Genomic DNA, 18,456 nt, shown 5'->3' on the forward strand with positions numbered 1-18,456 from the left:
ACCGCAAGGTGGGTTTTTTATGCTTGGTAATAGGTTGAGAGGTATTTCGTGATAGATGGCAGTTTGTATCAACTTTAATCCAGATATACCTTGAAGTGGTAACTGAATTGCGTACAATTATCGCGTCGCAACAAGCGGCAATTTTTTGGAGATTTAAATGAACGATACCGACCATCCTCCGAGTATGAAGGTGGAAAATCAAACCCGTTAACGGTGTCGGTCTCCTATAGTTCCGATCCTGCCCGGGTTCGGAATAACTTGTCCTTATTTGTATATTTTTGTTTATACCCAATCTGACAAATCATTTCTCGATTTTCTTCCAAATTTCTCAATATAGAGTTATGTCAATTAGCTGTAAATGACAGGCTTTTTGCTGCTGTTATTACTCATATTTATTTGAGTGATAACTGAAAGTGATCAGCACGTTTGCTCTGATATGTGACTTAATTCTGATGGTCGTTACCCATGCTGCGTCCGAAGGACGGGCATTGCCAATCGGGAGATTCGCCATGGCGGTAATGAACTGTGCAGCAGAGGCTGCAACTGAAAACTATGGTCAGAGTGATATTCTGGCCGCACGGAATGCTTTTTTAAAATACACCTTTGATGAGCAAGCTAAGTTGTTGGCTGTCATGCCAATTTCTGAAGCGATTGCCGTACTTCATGAATGTCCGCTTCGTCATGTACAGAACCTGCTTGATAGGTTAGATGAAATGGATGAACAAGTGCGTATGCGTCATTTGGCGAGTGGTCTCGGCCTTATCTGTTCTGAGGCAGAGCCCGCCGGACACTACTTGCAAAATAGCGTGATGAGCCATGTGCGAGAGCGTATTGGCTGGATCGTTGGTTTAGCATTGCTGGGCATTGTTTCGGGCTTAATTATCTCTCACTATGAAGACACGTTAAGCCAGTTAGTGTTACTCGCGATCTACATGCCGGTGATTGCTGCCGCCGGTGGTAATACTGGTTCGCAAGCCGCGACCCTAGTAGTCAGGGCGCTCGCGATGGAAGAGATACGCTGTCGGGACTGGCTCGCTGTTTTATGGAAAGAGTTCCGGGTTGCTATTGTTATTGCTGCAGTATTAGCACTCGTGGTTGTCGGTCGGGTAATGATATTTAGCGACAGCACAGTACTGCCAATAGGGATGGATCTAAAACATATCGCCCTGGCGATTGGTATGGCGATATCACTTCAGGTCGTGCTTTCTACCAGTATCGGTGGTGTGCTGCCAATGATAGCGCGAGCCTGTCGGTTAGATCCGGCGGTACTGGTGAGCCCGGTCCTGGCTTCGGTTGTCGATATCACCGGGATGATGATTTATTTCACCACGGTGAACTGGATGCTGGGGTTGGCGTAGAAATAGCGGGAAAAGCGGGACTATGGCCCTGAGGTTCTATGGAGAAGCAGTGTTGAGTTCCTAGGTTCGAGTTTCGAGAAAGAGCCAAAACTTGACTTCTTTTCGAGGCTCGGAGAGGCTGCTTGCAGGACCCCAGGACCCCAGGACCCCAGGACCCAATCATTAACTCGCCCCCCGTCTCTCGCCCCTAGAAACTCTCGTACAGCGCCCGATATAACTCCCGTTCAAACGCCTCTATCGGTGGGGCGGTTTTCGGCGCATCTTCCGCTTTTTCTTCCGGGTGGTAATTAGCCACCATCTGGACAAATAGCAGCTTTTTCCCCGATTTTGTCGTCATAATGCCGGCCAGGTTATAGGTGCCGTACAGCGAGCCACTTTTGGCGGCAATATTCCCTTTCAGTGGCTGGTGGCGAATGCTCTGGCGGTAGCGCAGAGTACCACTTTGGCCACTGACTGGCAGGGTTGTAAGTAGTCCCAGTTGCTTGTCATGTTGGTAAAGGTAAGTAACCACTTCCATCATTTGAGTCGCGGTAAGGCGGTTGTTGCGCGAAAGCCCCGAGCCGTCAACCAGTACCGCCTGGCGTAAATCGATCCCCGCTTTGTCATTTAAGATGGCTTTTATTGCTGCAATACCATTATTGAAGGTGCCCGGTTGATTGAAATAACGGTGGCCGAGGGTTTTGGTCAGGTTATCGGCGATCAGGTTATCTGATTCTTTGACCATAGTGTCGATCAGTATATTTAGCGGTTCTGATGTATGGCGGGCGATGCGTTTACCGCGAGCCTGGTCATCACGCAGTATCTCACCGTTAAAGCGGATCCCGGCTCGTTTCAATTCACTGCGAATAACCGCAGCCGTGTAGTCAACGGTGTTTTGTACCGCGAAGTTAAGCGGCAGGGGCTTGTCACGCTTAGGTAAGCACCCACTTAGCTGGTAACTGTTGCTGTTGTCGGCTGTCAGGGTTAAGTCGCAGTAGCGTGCTTTTTGCTGCTCTTTGCTGACAATCAGTGCATCGCTGCTGACTTTGATTGGTTGATGGGCCGGCACATTAACCCGGGTAAGCTGCCCTTCTTCCTTATTACTGTACAGCGCGCCCTGTACGCAGTTGTGTTCAAGTGAAATGCTGCTGGATGGCGCACTGTAGCAAACCCCGAGAATATCCCATGGCCAGCCCGGGGCACGTTCGTAGCCGCTAAATACCGAACCGTTAAGGATAATATTGCCCCTGATAGGGGATTGTTGGTGTTTTTTCAACTGCGTAAGCAGCATGGCCAGTTGCTGACGGGAAAATGTCGGGTCACCGCTAAACCGTATGATGACATCCTTATCTTTCAGTTCTAAATCCGTGGTAAAGCGGAAATCAGTATCAAGATAAAGTTTGGCTGCCAGTGCGGTGACGAGCTTCTGGGTGCTGGCTGGCGGCTGAAGCTGGTTTTCCCGTTGGGCGTAGACGATGTTGCCCGTTACCGGATCGGCAACTAACAGGGCGGTATCATGACCGGTGGGTAATTGGTTAATAGCTTGCTGAGGGGAAAAGTTTGCCAGTACAGGCAGGCTGAGCAGCAAGCCGAGAAGTAAAGGTAAAAGGCGTAAAGGGAGTGCGCGAAACATCAAGTTAACGGCCATAGAAAAATAATGACTGTATTTTATAGTAAAAAGGCGCCGACCCGAAGATCTGCGCCTTTTTTAGCAAGTTGTGCTTTTAATCCAACCGGGATTAGAAGTCGTAGCGTGCACCCAGTACTAACTCATCAGAAGTCGCAGCACGAGTGATGCCAACTGTTGAATCCTGGTCTAGGTTGTTGAACTTGTAAGACGCGTAAGCGCGGAAGTTCTTGTTGAAGTAGTGAGTTGCGTCAACTGCGATAGAGTCACGTAGATCGGCGTCGTTATTCGTGTCTTCCAGGTAGTTGTATGTCGCGATGAATACAGTTTTACCCATTGTGTAGGCTGCTGCGAATTCGTAACCGCGAGACTCGTCTACGTTTAGGCCGTGTACTTCAGTGTTTTCTGAATCCTGGTATAGACCAGCAACGTAGAAGTCACCGAAGGTGTAAGAAACCGCACCGAATGCCTGCTTACCAGTTTCAGTATTTGCAGAAGCTTGACCTTCTTGCTCGCCGTAGCCAGCACCGAAGCCTAGGCCCATGTCCATTACATACATAGCTGCAACAGAGTAGCCGTCAACATCGTAAGCTTCTTTAGCAGTGTTTTCGTTTTCGCCGTTGAATACGTAGTTAGCTTTAACCGTCAGGTTGTCGCCACCTAGGTCAAAAGAACCTGTGTAGGCAAGGTTGTTGCCGGTACGGTCTGCAACAGCAAGCTTGTTACCCGCTTCGTTACCGTGAAAAGCCATGATATCAGTGAAGTCTGTTAGCATGGCCAGAGAGCCGTCAGTCTTACCGTAAACAACTTTACCGAACTCACCGCCGATACCAGCGTTTAGGTGACGATTGTTTACTTCTTCACCATCTTTGTATTCGCCTTCCCAAAAGCCGATACCGTAGATGTCTTCAGTAATATCTGTTTTACCCGCGATGTTTAGACGTGCACGACTATTGTCAGTTACTTTGTTGTCGCCAGCGTCGTCTTCTGCCATAAGCATACGAGCTTCAATACGACCGCCGATAGCTAGGCTAGATGTTTCATCTGAGTAAACTTCTGCCGCGGTTGCTGCGCCAGAAAGAGTTGCTGCTGCTACTGCTAAAGCAATTAGGTTCTTGTTCATTTGCCGAATCCCTTTTTGAATTTTTTATTGGATGCATTTCAAATCTAAATGCATGCTGTTCTTTTTACTGAACTAATTGAAAAACAGTTAGTAAAAAAAACTGAAAAATACTTTAGAGGTATAAGGCTTGCTAAATGTTGACATAATTTTTATTTTTAAATCAGCTGGTTATGCTTATTGATTAAAGTTCCTTGTCGACTGTTTGCTTTAGCTGTATTTAGACTTTGTTGATATTTTCGTGGTGAGGGAAAATTGTAATATTGAGTTGATTTGTGACTTAAAACACATCTTTACATAGCATTATTATGCTAATGAGGGTAATAGCAGTCTTTAGTAAGAATTCGTTTCTAGGGTGATCTCTTGGTCATCTTTGTTTAAAATGATCTGTAATCCTATTTCACTGCGTTGGTTCAGCTGTGGCTGAGCTGGCTTTTTTTACTCAAAAAGTGGCGAGCGCTTTTTGGGGTACTGAGGTAATAATATTTATGGAAAAGGTTCCAATGACTGTACGTGGCGAAGAAAAGCTGCGTGAAGAGCTCGAGGTATTGATGAAGCGTCGCCCTATTATTTCAAAGGCGATTGGTGAAGCACGTGAGTTGGGTGATTTAAAAGAGAATGCCGAATACCATGCCGCACGTGAAGAACAAGGCATCTGTGAAGCTCAGATCCGTGACATTGAATATAAATTGTCTGTTGCACAGGTCATTGACGTGACGAAAATGAAAAATACGGGCAAAGTCATTTTTGGTGTAACCGTCAATTTGATCGATATCGATACCGAAGAAGAAATCACTTACAACATTGTCGGTGACGATGAGGCGAATATTAAGCAAAATCGCATCTCGGTTAATTCACCCATTGCGCGTGGTTTGATTGGCAAGCTTGAAGGCGATGAAGTATCGATTGTAACGCCGGGCGGGACAAAAGAGTTTGAGATTGAACAAGTTCAATACATCTAGGAGACGTGCTGTTGATTGAATTGTTAATAAGTGTAACAATTCAGCAGTAACTTAGATGTATAAAAGTGAACAATGTCACAAGCTTTAGTGAGCAAAAGAGAAATGTAAAAAAGGCCGCATCGGCGGCCTTTTTTATTTGCGAGGTAGCTCGATTTTGCGCTCTTCGCCTGGACGGTACAGCACCAGTGTTTTACCGATAACCTGTACTTTTTCCGCTTTAGTTTCGCGAATAATTGCGTCTACGATCAATACTCTGGTTTCGCGCTCTTCCGCTGCAACCTTGACCTTGATAAGCTCGTGGTGATTTAGTGCAAGTTCAATTTCGGCTATAACTGCTTCAGTTAAGCCGTTTGCACCCATCAGGACGACAGGTTTCAGGTTGTGAGCAAGGCCTTTCAGGTATTGCTTCTGTTTGGTGCTTAGATTCATTGTGGCTCAATTTTTTATTACAAGGGTTGAAAACGTGTCATTCTAACGCCATCTAGGCTAGAAGACTAATTTGTTTAGTATGTGTGGCTATTCCGCTACAGAAGTATACTTAATAAATACGGCAACTCATTAGGTAAAGCATGAGTAGAAAGAAACAATCAGCCAGCTCTGGTCGCTGGTTGAAAGAACATTTTGATGATAAATATGTTCTGGAGGCGCAAAAAAAGGGCTATCGTTCTCGCGCTATCTTCAAAATTGAAGAAATTCAGAACAAAGATAAATTGCTTAAACCCGGCATGACTGTGGTCGACCTTGGTGCTGCACCTGGTGGTTGGTCACAATATGCGGCAGAGATTGTTGGGGATAGTGGTCAGGTTATTGCTTGTGATATTCTGACGATGGATTCACTGCCAGGGGTGAGCTTCCTGCAAGGTGATTTCCGAGAAGAAGCTGTGTTAGATGCACTGTTAGAACGTATTCAACCCGATATGGTGGATGTGGTACTTTCGGATATGGCACCTAACATGAGTGGCAATCTTGCATCAGACCAACCTAGAGCAATGTATCTTGTTGAACTAGCATTAGATATGTGTCGACAAGTACTTGCGCCGAATGGCAGCTTTGCGGTAAAAGTTTTCCAAGGGGAAGGCTTTGATCTGTACTTAGCTGAAATTCGAAGCATGTTCAAAGTGGTTAAAATCCGTAAACCAGACTCATCCCGAGATCGCTCTCGTGAGGTCTACATTGTGGCTACAGGTTACAAACTGTAGTACTCTACATTCATCTTTAAGTGATTGCGAGGCTAACACCTTGAGTGACATGGCAAAAAACTTGATTTTGTGGTTGGTTATCGCTGTGGTTCTGATGTCTGTATTTCAGAGCTTCGGTCCCAGTGATAGTGCTGGCCGTCAAGTCGATTATACGACGTTCGTCCGTGAAATCGGTCAGGATCAGATAAGGGAAGCACGATTCAATGAGCGTGAAATCACCGTATTTAAGCGTGACAACACGCGATACGTCACTTACCTACCTGTTTATAACGATCAGAAACTGTTAGACGACCTGATCAACGCTAATGTGAAAGTGTTGGGCACACCACCTGAAGAGCCAAGCATGCTTGCTTCTATCTTCATCTCTTGGTTCCCGATGCTGCTTCTAATTGGTGTCTGGATATTCTTTATGCGCCAAATGCAGGGCGGTGGTGGCAAAGGCGCCATGTCGTTCGGTAAATCGAAAGCGCGTATGATGAGTGAAGACCAGATCAAAACAACCTTCGGCGATGTTGCCGGTTGTGATGAAGCCAAAGAAGACGTTAAAGAGCTGGTTGATTATTTACGTGATCCAAGCCGTTTCCAGAAGCTAGGGGGTAAAATCCCTACCGGTATCTTGCTGGTTGGTCCTCCTGGTACGGGTAAAACGTTATTGGCAAAAGCAATTGCCGGTGAAGCGAAAGTACCGTTCTTTACTATCTCTGGTTCTGACTTTGTTGAAATGTTCGTCGGTGTGGGTGCGTCCCGTGTCCGTGACATGTTTGAGCAAGCGAAGAAATCTGCGCCTTGTATTATCTTTATTGATGAGATCGATGCGGTAGGTCGTCAACGTGGTGCTGGTGTTGGTGGTGGTCATGATGAGCGTGAGCAAACCCTGAACCAGTTGCTGGTTGAAATGGATGGTTTTGAAGGTAACGAAGGTGTCATTGTTATCGCCGCAACCAACCGTCCCGACGTATTGGATCCGGCCCTGCTTCGTCCTGGTCGTTTTGACCGTCAGGTCGTGGTTGGTCTGCCCGATGTTCGTGGTCGTGAGCAGATCCTGAAAGTTCACATGCGTAAAGTTCCATTAGAAAATGATGTAGAACCGGCTCTTATTGCGCGTGGTACTCCGGGATTCTCTGGTGCTGATTTAGCAAACTTAGTTAACGAAGCCGCACTGTTTGCAGCGCGTGGTAACAAGCGTGTAGTTTCAATGGTGGAATTTGAACTGGCGAAAGACAAAATCATGATGGGCGCAGAGCGCAAGTCGATGGTTATGACTGAAGAGCAGAAAGCAGCGACGGCATATCACGAAGCGGGTCACGCGATTATTGGTCGTTTGGTTCCGGATCATGATCCCGTCTATAAAGTATCGATTATTCCTCGTGGTCGTGCGTTGGGTGTTACCATGTACTTGCCTGAGCAAGATCGTGTTAGCCACTCACGCGAATTCCTGGAATCGATGCTTTCAAGCCTTTACGGTGGTCGTCTGGCTGAAGAGTTGATCTACGGTTCAGATAAAGTATCAACGGGTGCCTCAAATGACATTGAGCGTGCAACTGATATTGCCCGTAAAATGGTTACCCAGTGGGGCTTTTCTGAAAAGATGGGGCCGGTACTTTATGCTGAAGATGAAGGTGAAGTATTCCTGGGTCGCTCGGTAACACAGACTAAACATATGTCTGATGATACAGCTCGCGCAATTGACAATGAAGTTCGTGCTCTGATTGACCGCAACTATGAGCGTGCACGTGAAATCCTGTCTCAGAACGTGGATATCATGCATGCAATGAAAGATGCGTTGATGAAGTACGAAACGATCGATGCTGGTCAGATTGATGATCTGATGGCGCGTAAGACAGAGATCCGTGCGCCGAAAGGCTGGGGTGATACTGACGATACGTTAAAAGCATCAACTGACTCAGACGACAGCAAAGCTGACGAGACTCCAGCTGCTGCTGAGAGCACTGAATCAGAACAGCCAAAAGAAGACGATAAGCCACAAGCTTAATTGCCTTTAAAAAGATTAAAACCCTGACTAATGTCGGGGTTTTTTTTATTCAAATTATCATGGAGCAGTGATTCGTGATTTTGACTAGCAAAGAAAAAACACTCGACCTTTCTTATCCACATACCATGGGTATTTTAAATGTTACCCCTGATTCATTTTCGGATGGTGGTCAATTCAACCAATTTGATCATGCATTACGACATGTCGATGCGATGCTTGAAGCGGGTACCAGTATTATTGATATCGGTGGTGAATCGACCCGGCCGGGTGCTTCCGATGTCGTTCTAGCACAAGAACTCGAGCGCGTTGTTCCGGTGATTGAAGCCATTCGACAGCGCTTTGACTGTTGGATTTCAATTGATACCAGTAAAGCTCAAGTCATGACAGAAGCTGTGATGGCGGGCGCTGATTTGATTAATGATGTGCGAGCGTTACAAGATCCTGGTGCATTAGAGGCTGCGGCAAAGGCACATGTGCCTATTTGTTTAATGCATATGCAAGGTCAGCCGCGTACAATGCAAGCTCAGCCGCATTATGATGATCTGATCACAGATGTCAGTGAATTTCTTGCAGAACGTGTGCAAGCGTGCGAAAACGCAGGCATCCGTCGCGAGCAGTTGCTACTTGATCCAGGGTACGGTTTCGGTAAAACCCTCGAATATAATTATCAGTTGTTGGCACATCTCGATAAGTTCCATCAATTTGGCTTACCGCTATTAGTCGGTATGTCACGAAAATCGATGATATTTAAACTGCTAAACAAACAGCCTGCTGAATGTCTTGCCGGAAGCTTAGCGTGTGCCACGATTGCGGCAATGAAAGGCGCGCAGATTATTCGTGTGCACGATGCACTCGAAACGGTTGATGTACTGAAAGTGTGCAAAATGACATTGGAACAAGAAATAATATAATTGTTGCCTGAATGTGATAACAACGATTATTGCTGAAAGGTTGCATAGAAAATCACAATAAATTGCTAGGAGCTAATAATGGCTGAACGTAAGTATTTTGGTACCGATGGTATTCGTGGTTTGGTTGGCGAAGGGCCTATTACGCCGGAGTTTGTGTTGAAACTTGGCTGGGCCGCGGGTCGCGTTTTATCGAAGACAGGCACAAAAAAAGTATTGATTGGTAAAGATACCCGAATATCGGGTTATATGCTGGAATCAGCACTTGAAGCCGGGCTTGCTGCTGCAGGCTTGCAAGCGGCCTTTACCGGCCCGATGCCAACCCCGGCTGTTGCCTACCTGACGCGTACATTCCGTGCCGAAGCGGGCATCGTGATTTCGGCTTCCCATAATCCTTACTACGATAACGGTATTAAATTTTTCTCTTCAGAAGGTACCAAGTTACCTGATGAAGTGGAACTGGCCATTGAAGCTGAGATAGAAAAGCCGCTGACTTGTGTTGAGTCAGCCCAACTCGGTAAAGCGATGCGAATTGTGGATGCGGCGGGCCGTTACATTGAATTTTGTAAAAGTACCTTCCCTCATGATATGAACCTGTCTGGGCTTAATATTGTGGTCGACTGTGCCCATGGTGCCACTTATCACATTGCCCCTAAGGTGCTGCGTGAACTTGGAGCGAATGTGGTTGAAATTGGCTGTGAGCCTAATGGCACCAATATCAATGCTGAAGTAGGTGCAACGGATGTTCGGGCACTGCAAGCGAAAGTACTGGAAGAAAAAGCTGACTTCGGTATTGCGTTAGATGGCGATGGCGACCGTGTGATCATGGTCGATGGCGAAGGGAACAAGGTCGACGGTGATCAGATTGCCTATATTATTGCCCGTGACGCCCTGCGTCGTGGTGAATTGAAAGGCGGTGTGGTTGGTACCCTGATGACGAACCTGGGCATGGAAGTTGCGCTTAAGAACCTGGGTATTCCGTTTGTTCGCTCTAAAGTCGGCGATCGTTATGTGATGGAAGAGCTGAAAAAGCATAACTGGTTGATCGGTGCCGAAAATTCAGGTCATGTTATTTTACTGGATAAAATCACTACCGGTGACGGCATTGTTGCAGGCTTGCAGGTGATGGCATCGATAGTTGACAGCAAGATGACACTGAAAGAGCTGTGTGATGGCATGAAAATGTTCCCTCAGGTACTGGAAAATGTACGTTTTAAAGGGGCTGGTGATCCGTTGAAATCTGAAGCGGTTATCGCAGCGCAAAAAGCGGTTGAAGAGAAATTGGGTGATACCGGACGTGTCTTGTTGCGTAAGTCGGGCACAGAGCCATTAATTCGCGTTATGGTTGAAGGCGAAGACGGCGATTCTGTTAAAGAATATGCATTGGAAATCGCTCAGGCCGTTAAAGATAACTGTTAGTCTGTAATTATTAGATTAAATGGTTACCCTGTTGCCGGTTTTGTTTAAAACTTGTTCAAGTAATTCGCCTTATTAACTATTTGGTGAGATTTTACTTGTCACTGCAGCAAGCATTCGCTAATATTCCCCCGCTCCTAAATTGCGGGAGAACGCTGGCGCTGCTTTAGCAAAGTCGGCACAACCATATGGACATAGGTGGAACCCATGTACGAAATTCTACTTGTGATTTATCTGTTGGCTGCGCTTGGTGTTATTGGCCTGGTTCTGGTTCAGCAAGGTAAAGGCGCAGATATGGGAGCTTCATTTGGGGCTGGCGCTTCTGGAACATTGTTCGGTGCTAGCGGCTCTGGAAATTTCTTAACCCGAATGACAGCAGTTTTTGCGACGATTTTCTTTGTAATTAGTCTGGTTCTTGGCAACATAAGTGCTAAGCAAGCAGCAGAGAAAAGTGGCTGGGAAGAGCTAAGTGCCCCAGCAACGGAGCAAACTGTAGATAAAACTGAGAGCGTTTCTGAAAACAGTGACATTCCTCAGTAAATAAAGATTTAGCCGAGATGGTGAAATTGGTAGACACGCTAGCATGAGGTGCTAGTGCCGCAAGGTGTAGGGGTTCAAGTCCCCTTCTCGGCACCATTATACTGATTACTTGAAAGAGTAACGTCTGAGCGATATAATGCGCTTAGATTCGGACGCGGGGTGGAGCAGTCTGGTAGCTCGTCGGGCTCATAACCCGAAGGTCGTCGGTTCAAATCCGGCCCCCGCAACCACTTTTCCGAAAACAGACTATTCTAAATATAGGTTGTTTGTTTTCTATCACAGCGTGCTGTGATAATCAGGGTCCAGTAATAAAAAACCCCGTAATTCGGGGTTTTTTATTATCTGAAACATGACCATTCAGGTATTTACTGGGCTTTAGGCCCTTTTTTTGTTTCCGGGGGGTTGTCTTGACAGCTTTAGAGACGCAATTAACCGAACTGCTTGACGGATCTGTCAAAGCTTTAGGCTATGAACTGGTAGGTTTGGAATTCATCCGTGCGGGTGAACATTCAACATTACGTGTATTCATTGATCATGAAAATGGCATTAATGTTGATGACTGTTCCGAAGTAAGCCGCCAAATTAGTGCCGTTATGGATGTAGAAGATCCAATCACCGTGGCTTATCACCTGGAGGTGTCTTCCCCTGGTCTTGAGAGGCCACTGTTTAAAGCAGCACATTACCAACAATTTATTGGTCACGAGGTCAGCCTGGTGCTAAAAATGGCGATGGATAATCGTCGTAAGTGGAAAGGTGACATTATTGCCGTTGAAGGTGAGTTAGTCACTCTTAAAGTAGATGGCAATGACGAAACGTTTGCACTGAGCAATATTTCCAAGGCCAACCTGATTCCAAAATTCTAACCGCTAAATTGGGGCATTAGAAATGAACAAAGAAATCTTGGCTGTCGTTGAAGCGGTATCTAATGAGAAAGCTGTTCCTCGTGAGCGTATCTTTGAAGCTCTTGAGATCGCACTTGCAACAGCGACAAAGAAAAAAAGCGAAGCAGAAATTGAAGTTCGCGTTGCGATTGACCGTAAAACGGGCAATTTTGAAACTTTCCGCCGTTGGGTTGCTGTTGAAGAAGTCACACAACCTACGTTAGAAATCACACTTGAAGCAGCACAGTTTGATGATGAAACTATCGAGCTAGGTGGATTTGTAGAAGACGATATCGAATCAGTAACGTTCGACCGTATTACGACACAAACTGCCAAGCAAGTAATCGTACAAAAAGTACGTGAAGCTGAGCGCGAACAAATTGTTGAACAGTTTATTGATAACGAAGGTGAGCTAATCACTGGTATTGTCAAGAAAGTGAATCGTGACGCGGTTATTATCGATTTGGGTAATAATGCTGAAGCTGTTATTCAGCGTGACGATCAGCTACCACGTGAAAACTTCCGTTCGGGCGACCGAGTACGTGGTTTGCTGTATTCTGTTCGCCCTGAAGCGCGCGGTTTCCAGCTATTCATGACACGTTCAAAAGCAGAAATGCTAACGGAACTGTTCCGCATTGAAGTGCCAGAAATTGGCGAAGAGCTGATTGAACTTATGGGTGCGGCGCGTGACCCTGGTTCTCGTGCAAAAATCGCAGTGAAAACTAACGATAAACGTATTGACCCAGTCGGTGCGTGTGTTGGTATGCGTGGTGCGCGTGTTCAGGCCGTGTCTAATGAACTAGGCGGCGAACGTATTGATATCGTGCTTTGGGATGAGAACTCAGCTCAATACGTTATTAATGCTATGGCACCGGCAGAAGTCAGTTCAATCATCGTTGATGAAGACAACCACACGATGGACATTGCTGTTGAGCAGGATAACCTTGCTCAGGCAATTGGTCGTAATGGTCAGAACATCCGCTTGGCCTCTCAGCTAACAGGCTGGGAACTCAACGTGATGACTGTGGAAGATCTGCAGAAAAAGCACCAGAAAGAAGCCCAAGCATCGATTGAAGTGTTTACTAAACACTTGGATATTGATGAAGACTTCGCAACCGTTCTGGTTGAAGAAGGCTTCACTACGCTAGAAGAAATCGCCTACGTACCAGTAAGCGAGCTAAAGGATGTTGAGGGTCTTGATGAAGAGGCTATCGACGAACTTCGTAATCGAGCGAAAGAAGCTCTGACTACTATTGCACTTGCTCAGGAAGAGTCGTTTGAAGGTGTTGAACCTGCTGACGATCTTTTAGGCCTGGATGGTCTTGAGCGTGATATGGCGTTTAAGTTAGCCGCGAAAGGTATTAGCACGCTTGAAGATCTTGCAGATCAGGGTACTGATGACTTGCTCGATATCGAAGAGATGAATGAAGCAAGAGCGGGTGAGTTGATTATGGCCGCTCGTAACATTTGCTGGTTCAGCGACGAAGCGTAACAAAATTAAGCAAGGGAGAAGCAGTATGTCAGAAGTTACAGTTAAAGCATTGGCCGAGGAAGTGGGTACGCCTATCGATCGGTTGCTTCAACAATTTTCAGACGCTGGTATTAGCAAGAAAGCTGAAGATAGTGTAAGCCAGAGCGAGAAGCAGTCACTGTTATCCCATCTGAAAAAAGAGCATGGTGGTGACAGTACTGACGAAGTTCCATCTCGTCTTACTTTGCAGCGTAAAACGCGCAGTACACTGAGTGTTTCTGGTACGGGTGGTAAGAGCAAAAACGTACAAGTTGAGGTGCGCAAAAAGCGCACCTATGTAAAACGCTCGGCTCTTGATGAAGAGAAACGTGCCGCGGAAGAAACTGTTCAACGTGAAGCTCAGGCTCAGCAAGATGCAGAAGAAGCAGCACGTAAAGCAGAAGAGGCACGTTTGGCTGAAGAACAAGCCAAACGTGACGCAGAAGATAAGGCTAAGCGTAACGTCGAGGATAAGACGAAGCGTGAAGCAGAGAATAAGCGTAAAGCCGAAGAGAAGGCTAAGCGCGCCGCCGTTGATGAACAGGCTAAGAGTGAAACTGAGTCACTGCAACATCGCCGGGAAGAGGAAGCCAAGCGTAAAGCCGAAGAAGAAAGTCAGCGTCAGCTAGAAGAGGCCCGCAAAATGGCAGAAGTTAATGAAAAAGACTGGTCGAAAACTGATCAGAGCACAACCAATATGGAAAAATCAGATTACCACGTAACGACGTCTACTCATGCCCGTGCCGCGGAAGATGAGCAAGACCGTAAAGAAGAAGTTACTGGTACTCGTCGTAAGAAAAAACCTGCAGCTAAAAAAGCTGATGATCGTGGCCCTAAAGGTCGTGGTGGTCGTAACCAACGCGGTCGCGGTGGTAAGAAGAAACCACAGGTTAATGCGCCGACATCAATGCAACACGGTTTTGATAAATCAGCAACCGTTGCTAAGTCTGATGTTGTCATTGGCGAAACCATTGTTGTTTCTGAACTGGCAAACAAAATGTCAGTAAAAGCGACTGAAATCATCAAAGCAATGATGAAGATGGGCGCTATGGTTACCATTAATCAGGTAATTGACCAGGAAACTGCACAGCTGGTTGCTGAAGAAATGGGTCACAAAGTTATTCTTCGTAAAGAGAATGAACTAGAAGAAGCGATACTGTCTGACCGTGATGACACGACTGTCGTTGAATCTCGTGCACCTGTTGTTACTATCATGGGTCACGTTGACCACGGTAAAACGTCAACACTGGATTACATTCGTAAAGCACACGTTGCATCAGGCGAAGCCGGTGGTATTACCCAGCACATCGGTGCATACCACGTTGAAATCGGTAACGGTATGATCACTTTCCTTGATACTCCAGGACACGCAGCGTTTACTGCTATGCGTGCCCGTGGTGCTCAAGCGACAGATATCGTTGTACTTGTTGTTGCGGCAGATGATGGCGTGATGCCACAGACAGTTGAAGCTATCCAGCACGCGAAAGCGGCCGGTGTACCTCTGATTGTTGCTGTGAACAAGATCGATAAAGAAGGCGCAAACCCAGACAACGTTAAGAACGAGCTGGCTCAGTACAATATTATCCCTGAAGAGTGGGGCGGTGAGAACATGTTTGTTCACATCTCTGCTAAGCAAGGTACCAACATTGACGGCCTGCTAGAAGCTATTTTGCTTCAGTCTGAAATTCTTGAACTGAAAGCAGTGAAAGAAGGCATGGCAAGCGGTGTTGTTGTTGAATCTCGTCTTGATAAAGGCCGTGGTCCGGTTGCAACTGTTCTGGTTCAGTCTGGTACTTTACGTAAGGGCGATATCGTTCTTTGTGGCCTGGAGCATGGTCGTGTTCGTGCAATGCGCGACGAAAATGGTCAAGACATCGAGTCAGCTGGTCCTTCTATTCCTGTAGAGATCTTAGGTCTTTCTGGCGTACCGGCATCTGGTGACGAAGCGACTGTTGTTCGTGATGAGCGTAAAGCACGTGAAGTTGCACTTTACCGTCAAGGTAAATTCCGCGATGTTAAATTAGCACGCCAGCAGAAAGCGAAACTTGAAAACATGTTCTCTAACATGACTGCAGGTGACGTTGCTGAACTGAACGTAGTACTAAAAGCTGATGTACAGGGTTCTATCGAGGCGATTGCTGATTCACTAATGAAACTGTCTACTGACGAAGTTAAAGTGAACGTTGTTGGTTCTGGTGTTGGTGGTATTACTGAAACTGATGCGACATTAGCAGCAGCTTCAAACGCTATCCTCCTTGGTTTCAATGTACGTGCTGATGTACCTGCACGTCGTATGATTGATAATGAAAACCTTGACCTGCGTTACTACTCAATCATCTATCAGTTGATTGACGAAGTGAAAGCAGCAATGGGCGGCATGCTGGCACCTGAATTCCGTCAGGAAATCAGGGGTCTTGCAGCTGTACGTGAGGTATTCAAGTCACCTAAGATCGGCGCAATCGCTGGTTGTATGGTAACTGAAGGTCTGATTAAGCGTAACAACCCTATCCGTGTGCTACGTGATAACGTTGTTATTTACGAAGGTGAGCTAGAATCACTACGTCGCTTTAAAGATGATGTCGCCGAAGTTAAGAACGGCTACGAATGTGGTATCGGCGTTAAGAACTACAATGATGTTCGCGTTGGTGACCAGATCGAAGTTTATGAAATCGTTGAAATTCAACGTACCCTTGATTAATAGCCAAGGTCGTTACTTATCTAGGTAAGTAAACAAACAAACCAATGGGGAGCTTCGGCTCCCCATTCTTGCAAGAGAGCCTTTTCTTTAAGAGAGCCCTCTTCTTTAAGAGAGATAGCTAAAATGGCAAAAGAATTCAGCCGCACCCAACGTGTAGCGCAACAGCTACAAAAAGAACTTGCGGTTATCCTTCAGCGTGAGCTTAAAGACCCGCGCATTGGCATGACAACAATTTCAAGCGTCGAAGTATCACGTGATATGTGTTACGCGAAAGTGTTTGTAACATTCTTCACTATCGGCGAACAAACAGCACAAGGCAGCCTAGCTGTTTTACGTGAAATGGCACCGTATATTCGCTCACTTCTTGGTAAGCAAATTCGCCTGCGTGTAACACCTGAACTTACGTTTATCTTCGATGAATCATTAACTGAAGGTATGCGTATTTCAAACTTAGTTTCTAATGCTGTTCGTGATGACGAAGAGCGTCGTGTTGATGAAGACAACACAGAAGAAGGTGAGGATAAGTAATGGCACGTCGTCGTAAGGGTCGTCCAGTCGATGGGGTTATCCTACTCGACAAACCAACCGGACTTAGCTCGAATGATGCGCTGCAGAAAGTAAAGCGTATCTTTTTTGCGCAAAAAGCGGGCCATACTGGAGCGTTGGATCCATTGGCTACCGGTATGCTGCCAATCTGCTTTGGTGAAGCGACCAAGTTTTCTCAGTTTCTTCTAGATTCAGACAAGCGCTACCGTGTGATTGCGAAGCTGGGTGAGCGTACCGATACCTCAGATTCTGACGGCGAAGTGGTGGAAACGCGCGAAGTGAAGGTCGACCGTGGTCAGCTGGAGCGTTGCATCGCCAAGTTCCGCGGAACAACGGATCAAATTCCGTCTATGTACTCGGCACTGAAATACCAGGGCCGTAAACTCTATGAGTACGCCCGTGAAGGGATCGAGGTTCCTCGTGAGTCACGCAAGATCACGGTGTTCTCTGTTGAGCTGCTCCGGTTCGACAACAACGAAGTCGAGATGGAACTGCATGTATCGAAAGGTACCTACATCCGTACTATTGTTGATGATCTGGGGGAAATGCTAGGTTGTGGCGCGCACGTGACTTACCTCCGCCGTACCGGGGTTTCCAACTATCCAATGGAACGTGTTGTGACATTGGAGCAGTTACAGGCCTTGCTTGATCAAGCCAATGATCAGGAAATGTCGCCAAGCGAACTGCTTGATCCGCTATTGCTACCAACCGATAGCGCCGTCCAGGATTTACCTGAGGTGAATATCTTACCGGCGAGTGCGGTTTACGTACTTAACGGTAATCCGGTTAATGCGGGTCGTGTACCTGAAACTGGAACGTTAGTGCGTATTACCGTCGGTGAGCAGCGTGAGTTTATCGGTATTGGTGAAATTGACCAAGACGATATGCTGGCACCAAAGCGTGTGATGGCGAATCAGCAAGCTTAACAGCAGGTTCTAGGTTGCTGGGTCCTAGGGACTAGAAAGAGCTGCCTTGAGCTTTGCGTATTACTAGAGCAGAATATTTGACAAGAATATTCTGCTCTTTTATATCTGCCTGCAGGACCCAGGATCTATTCTCATACCTTGCCCCTAGAAACTCTCTCCTTGTTTTAATATTCCCTTGTAGTCGAGGATAGCTACCCGTATAATTCGCGGCTTGGGTGCCGGCTGAATCAGAGATTGGCGGCACAAATTAAAACATCTAGTATTAGGAAGAGTTATGTCTCTGAATGCAGAAACTAAAGCAGCAATCGTTGCTGACTACGCACAATGTGAAAACGACACTGGTTCACCTGAAGTTCAGGTTGCGCTTTTAACAGCACAAATCAACCACCTTCAAGGTCACTTTGCTGCTCACAAACACGACCACCACAGCCGTCGCGGTCTGCTACGTATGGTTTCTCGCCGTCGTAAGCTTCTAGACTACCTAAAAGGTAAGAGTCTTGACCGTTACCAAGATCTTATCAAGCGTCAAGGCCTACGTCGCTAAGATTGCTTTCGAGAAAGGAGCCTTATGGCTCCTTTCTTTTTATTACAGCCCCAACTTTTCCGAAAGTTAAACTTTACCCTGATTGAGCAGTCGTTCTCCCGACCTAAAGGTCGCGGCTAATGACAGTTTTTTACGATTAAGCCGATATTGGCTATTCAGTAGAGAATTATCATTAGTCGCGATGTGTGAAATCATCGTAAAGTGGGTTTCATCACATGACGCTTTTCCTTGTGTCAGATATACTTAACG

16 protein-coding genes and 2 tRNA genes are annotated in these 18,456 nt (G+C 46.4%); 15 read left to right on the forward strand and 3 right to left on the reverse strand.

Annotation, left to right across the window (positions count from 1 at the left end):
- Positions 1 to 509: 509 nt before the first annotated feature.
- The gene (locus L4D76_RS07875; RefSeq protein WP_428440370.1) at positions 510 to 1,358 is read left to right on the forward strand and encodes a magnesium transporter; all 849 of its coding nucleotides are present in this window, start codon (positions 510 to 512) and stop codon (positions 1,356 to 1,358) included.
- Positions 1,359 to 1,545: 187 nt separating this feature from the next.
- Here the strand turns inward: L4D76_RS07875 and dacB are convergent, their stop codons facing one another.
- Complete coding sequence (gene dacB / locus L4D76_RS07880) at positions 1,546 to 2,970, reverse strand: serine-type D-Ala-D-Ala carboxypeptidase (RefSeq protein ID WP_428440371.1); 1,425 nt, start codon at positions 2,968 to 2,970, stop codon at positions 1,546 to 1,548.
- 106 nt (positions 2,971 to 3,076) lie between these two features.
- The gene (locus L4D76_RS07885; RefSeq protein WP_428440372.1) at positions 3,077 to 4,087 is read right to left on the reverse strand and encodes a porin; all 1,011 of its coding nucleotides are present in this window, start codon (positions 4,085 to 4,087) and stop codon (positions 3,077 to 3,079) included.
- Positions 4,088 to 4,572: 485 nt separating this feature from the next.
- Between L4D76_RS07885 and greA the strand changes: the two genes are divergently transcribed.
- On the forward strand, positions 4,573 to 5,046 hold the full coding sequence (gene greA, locus L4D76_RS07890) for a transcription elongation factor GreA (RefSeq protein WP_428440373.1): 474 nt from the start codon (positions 4,573 to 4,575) through the stop codon (positions 5,044 to 5,046).
- A 132-nt stretch (positions 5,047 to 5,178) separates the two neighbouring features.
- Here greA and yhbY read toward each other — a convergent pair whose 3' ends face one another.
- Positions 5,179 to 5,475, reverse strand: coding sequence for a ribosome assembly RNA-binding protein YhbY (yhbY, locus tag L4D76_RS07895; protein ID WP_428440374.1), 297 nt, complete (start codon positions 5,473 to 5,475; stop codon positions 5,179 to 5,181).
- Between the two features lie 140 nt (positions 5,476 to 5,615).
- On the opposite strand from yhbY, the gene rlmE reads away from it, so the two are divergent.
- From rlmE to rpsO, 13 genes are all read left to right on the forward strand, one after another.
- Positions 5,616 to 6,245, forward strand: a complete 630-nt coding sequence (gene rlmE / locus L4D76_RS07900) for a 23S rRNA (uridine(2552)-2'-O)-methyltransferase RlmE (protein WP_428440375.1) — start codon at positions 5,616 to 5,618, stop codon at positions 6,243 to 6,245.
- A 49-nt stretch (positions 6,246 to 6,294) separates the two neighbouring features.
- Positions 6,295 to 8,238 (forward strand): ATP-dependent zinc metalloprotease FtsH, encoded by a 1,944-nt coding sequence (gene ftsH / locus L4D76_RS07905; protein ID WP_428440376.1) that lies wholly within the window; start codon positions 6,295 to 6,297, stop codon positions 8,236 to 8,238.
- 74 nt (positions 8,239 to 8,312) lie between these two features.
- Positions 8,313 to 9,149, forward strand: a complete 837-nt coding sequence (gene folP / locus L4D76_RS07910; RefSeq protein WP_428440377.1) for a dihydropteroate synthase — start codon at positions 8,313 to 8,315, stop codon at positions 9,147 to 9,149.
- Between the two features lie 78 nt (positions 9,150 to 9,227).
- Complete coding sequence (gene glmM, locus L4D76_RS07915; RefSeq protein WP_428440378.1) at positions 9,228 to 10,565, forward strand: phosphoglucosamine mutase; 1,338 nt, start codon at positions 9,228 to 9,230, stop codon at positions 10,563 to 10,565.
- Positions 10,566 to 10,769: 204 nt separating this feature from the next.
- Complete coding sequence (gene secG, locus L4D76_RS07920) at positions 10,770 to 11,102, forward strand: preprotein translocase subunit SecG (RefSeq protein WP_428440379.1); 333 nt, start codon at positions 10,770 to 10,772, stop codon at positions 11,100 to 11,102.
- An 11-nt stretch (positions 11,103 to 11,113) separates the two neighbouring features.
- Positions 11,114 to 11,198 (forward strand) — tRNA-Leu (locus tag L4D76_RS07925).
- Between the two features lie 57 nt (positions 11,199 to 11,255).
- A tRNA-Met gene (locus L4D76_RS07930) sits at positions 11,256 to 11,332 on the forward strand.
- 177 nt (positions 11,333 to 11,509) lie between these two features.
- A complete protein-coding gene (gene rimP / locus L4D76_RS07935; protein WP_428440380.1) occupies positions 11,510 to 11,965 on the forward strand; it encodes a ribosome maturation factor RimP in 456 nt (151 codons plus the stop codon).
- Positions 11,966 to 11,987: 22 nt separating this feature from the next.
- On the forward strand, positions 11,988 to 13,475 hold the full coding sequence (gene nusA, locus L4D76_RS07940) for a transcription termination factor NusA (protein ID WP_428440381.1): 1,488 nt from the start codon (positions 11,988 to 11,990) through the stop codon (positions 13,473 to 13,475).
- 25 nt (positions 13,476 to 13,500) lie between these two features.
- Entirely contained in the window at positions 13,501 to 16,191 is a 2,691-nt protein-coding gene (infB, locus tag L4D76_RS07945) for a translation initiation factor IF-2 (protein WP_428440382.1), read from the forward strand.
- 123 nt (positions 16,192 to 16,314) lie between these two features.
- The gene (gene rbfA / locus L4D76_RS07950) at positions 16,315 to 16,719 is read left to right on the forward strand and encodes a 30S ribosome-binding factor RbfA (protein WP_428440383.1); all 405 of its coding nucleotides are present in this window, start codon (positions 16,315 to 16,317) and stop codon (positions 16,717 to 16,719) included.
- Positions 16,719 to 17,663: a tRNA pseudouridine(55) synthase TruB gene (gene truB / locus L4D76_RS07955; RefSeq protein WP_428440384.1), complete on the forward strand. Its 945-nt coding sequence runs from the start codon at positions 16,719 to 16,721 to the stop codon at positions 17,661 to 17,663. Before rbfA ends, truB begins: the two co-directional genes overlap by 1 nt.
- 274 nt (positions 17,664 to 17,937) lie before the next feature.
- Complete coding sequence (gene rpsO / locus L4D76_RS07960) at positions 17,938 to 18,207, forward strand: 30S ribosomal protein S15 (RefSeq protein ID WP_428440385.1); 270 nt, start codon at positions 17,938 to 17,940, stop codon at positions 18,205 to 18,207.
- The last annotated feature ends 249 nt before the right edge of the window (positions 18,208 to 18,456 follow it).

Origin of the sequence: Photobacterium sagamiensis, assembly GCF_050337085.1 — a bacterium.
Taxonomy (GTDB): domain Bacteria; phylum Pseudomonadota; class Gammaproteobacteria; order Enterobacterales; family Vibrionaceae; genus Photobacterium; species Photobacterium sagamiensis.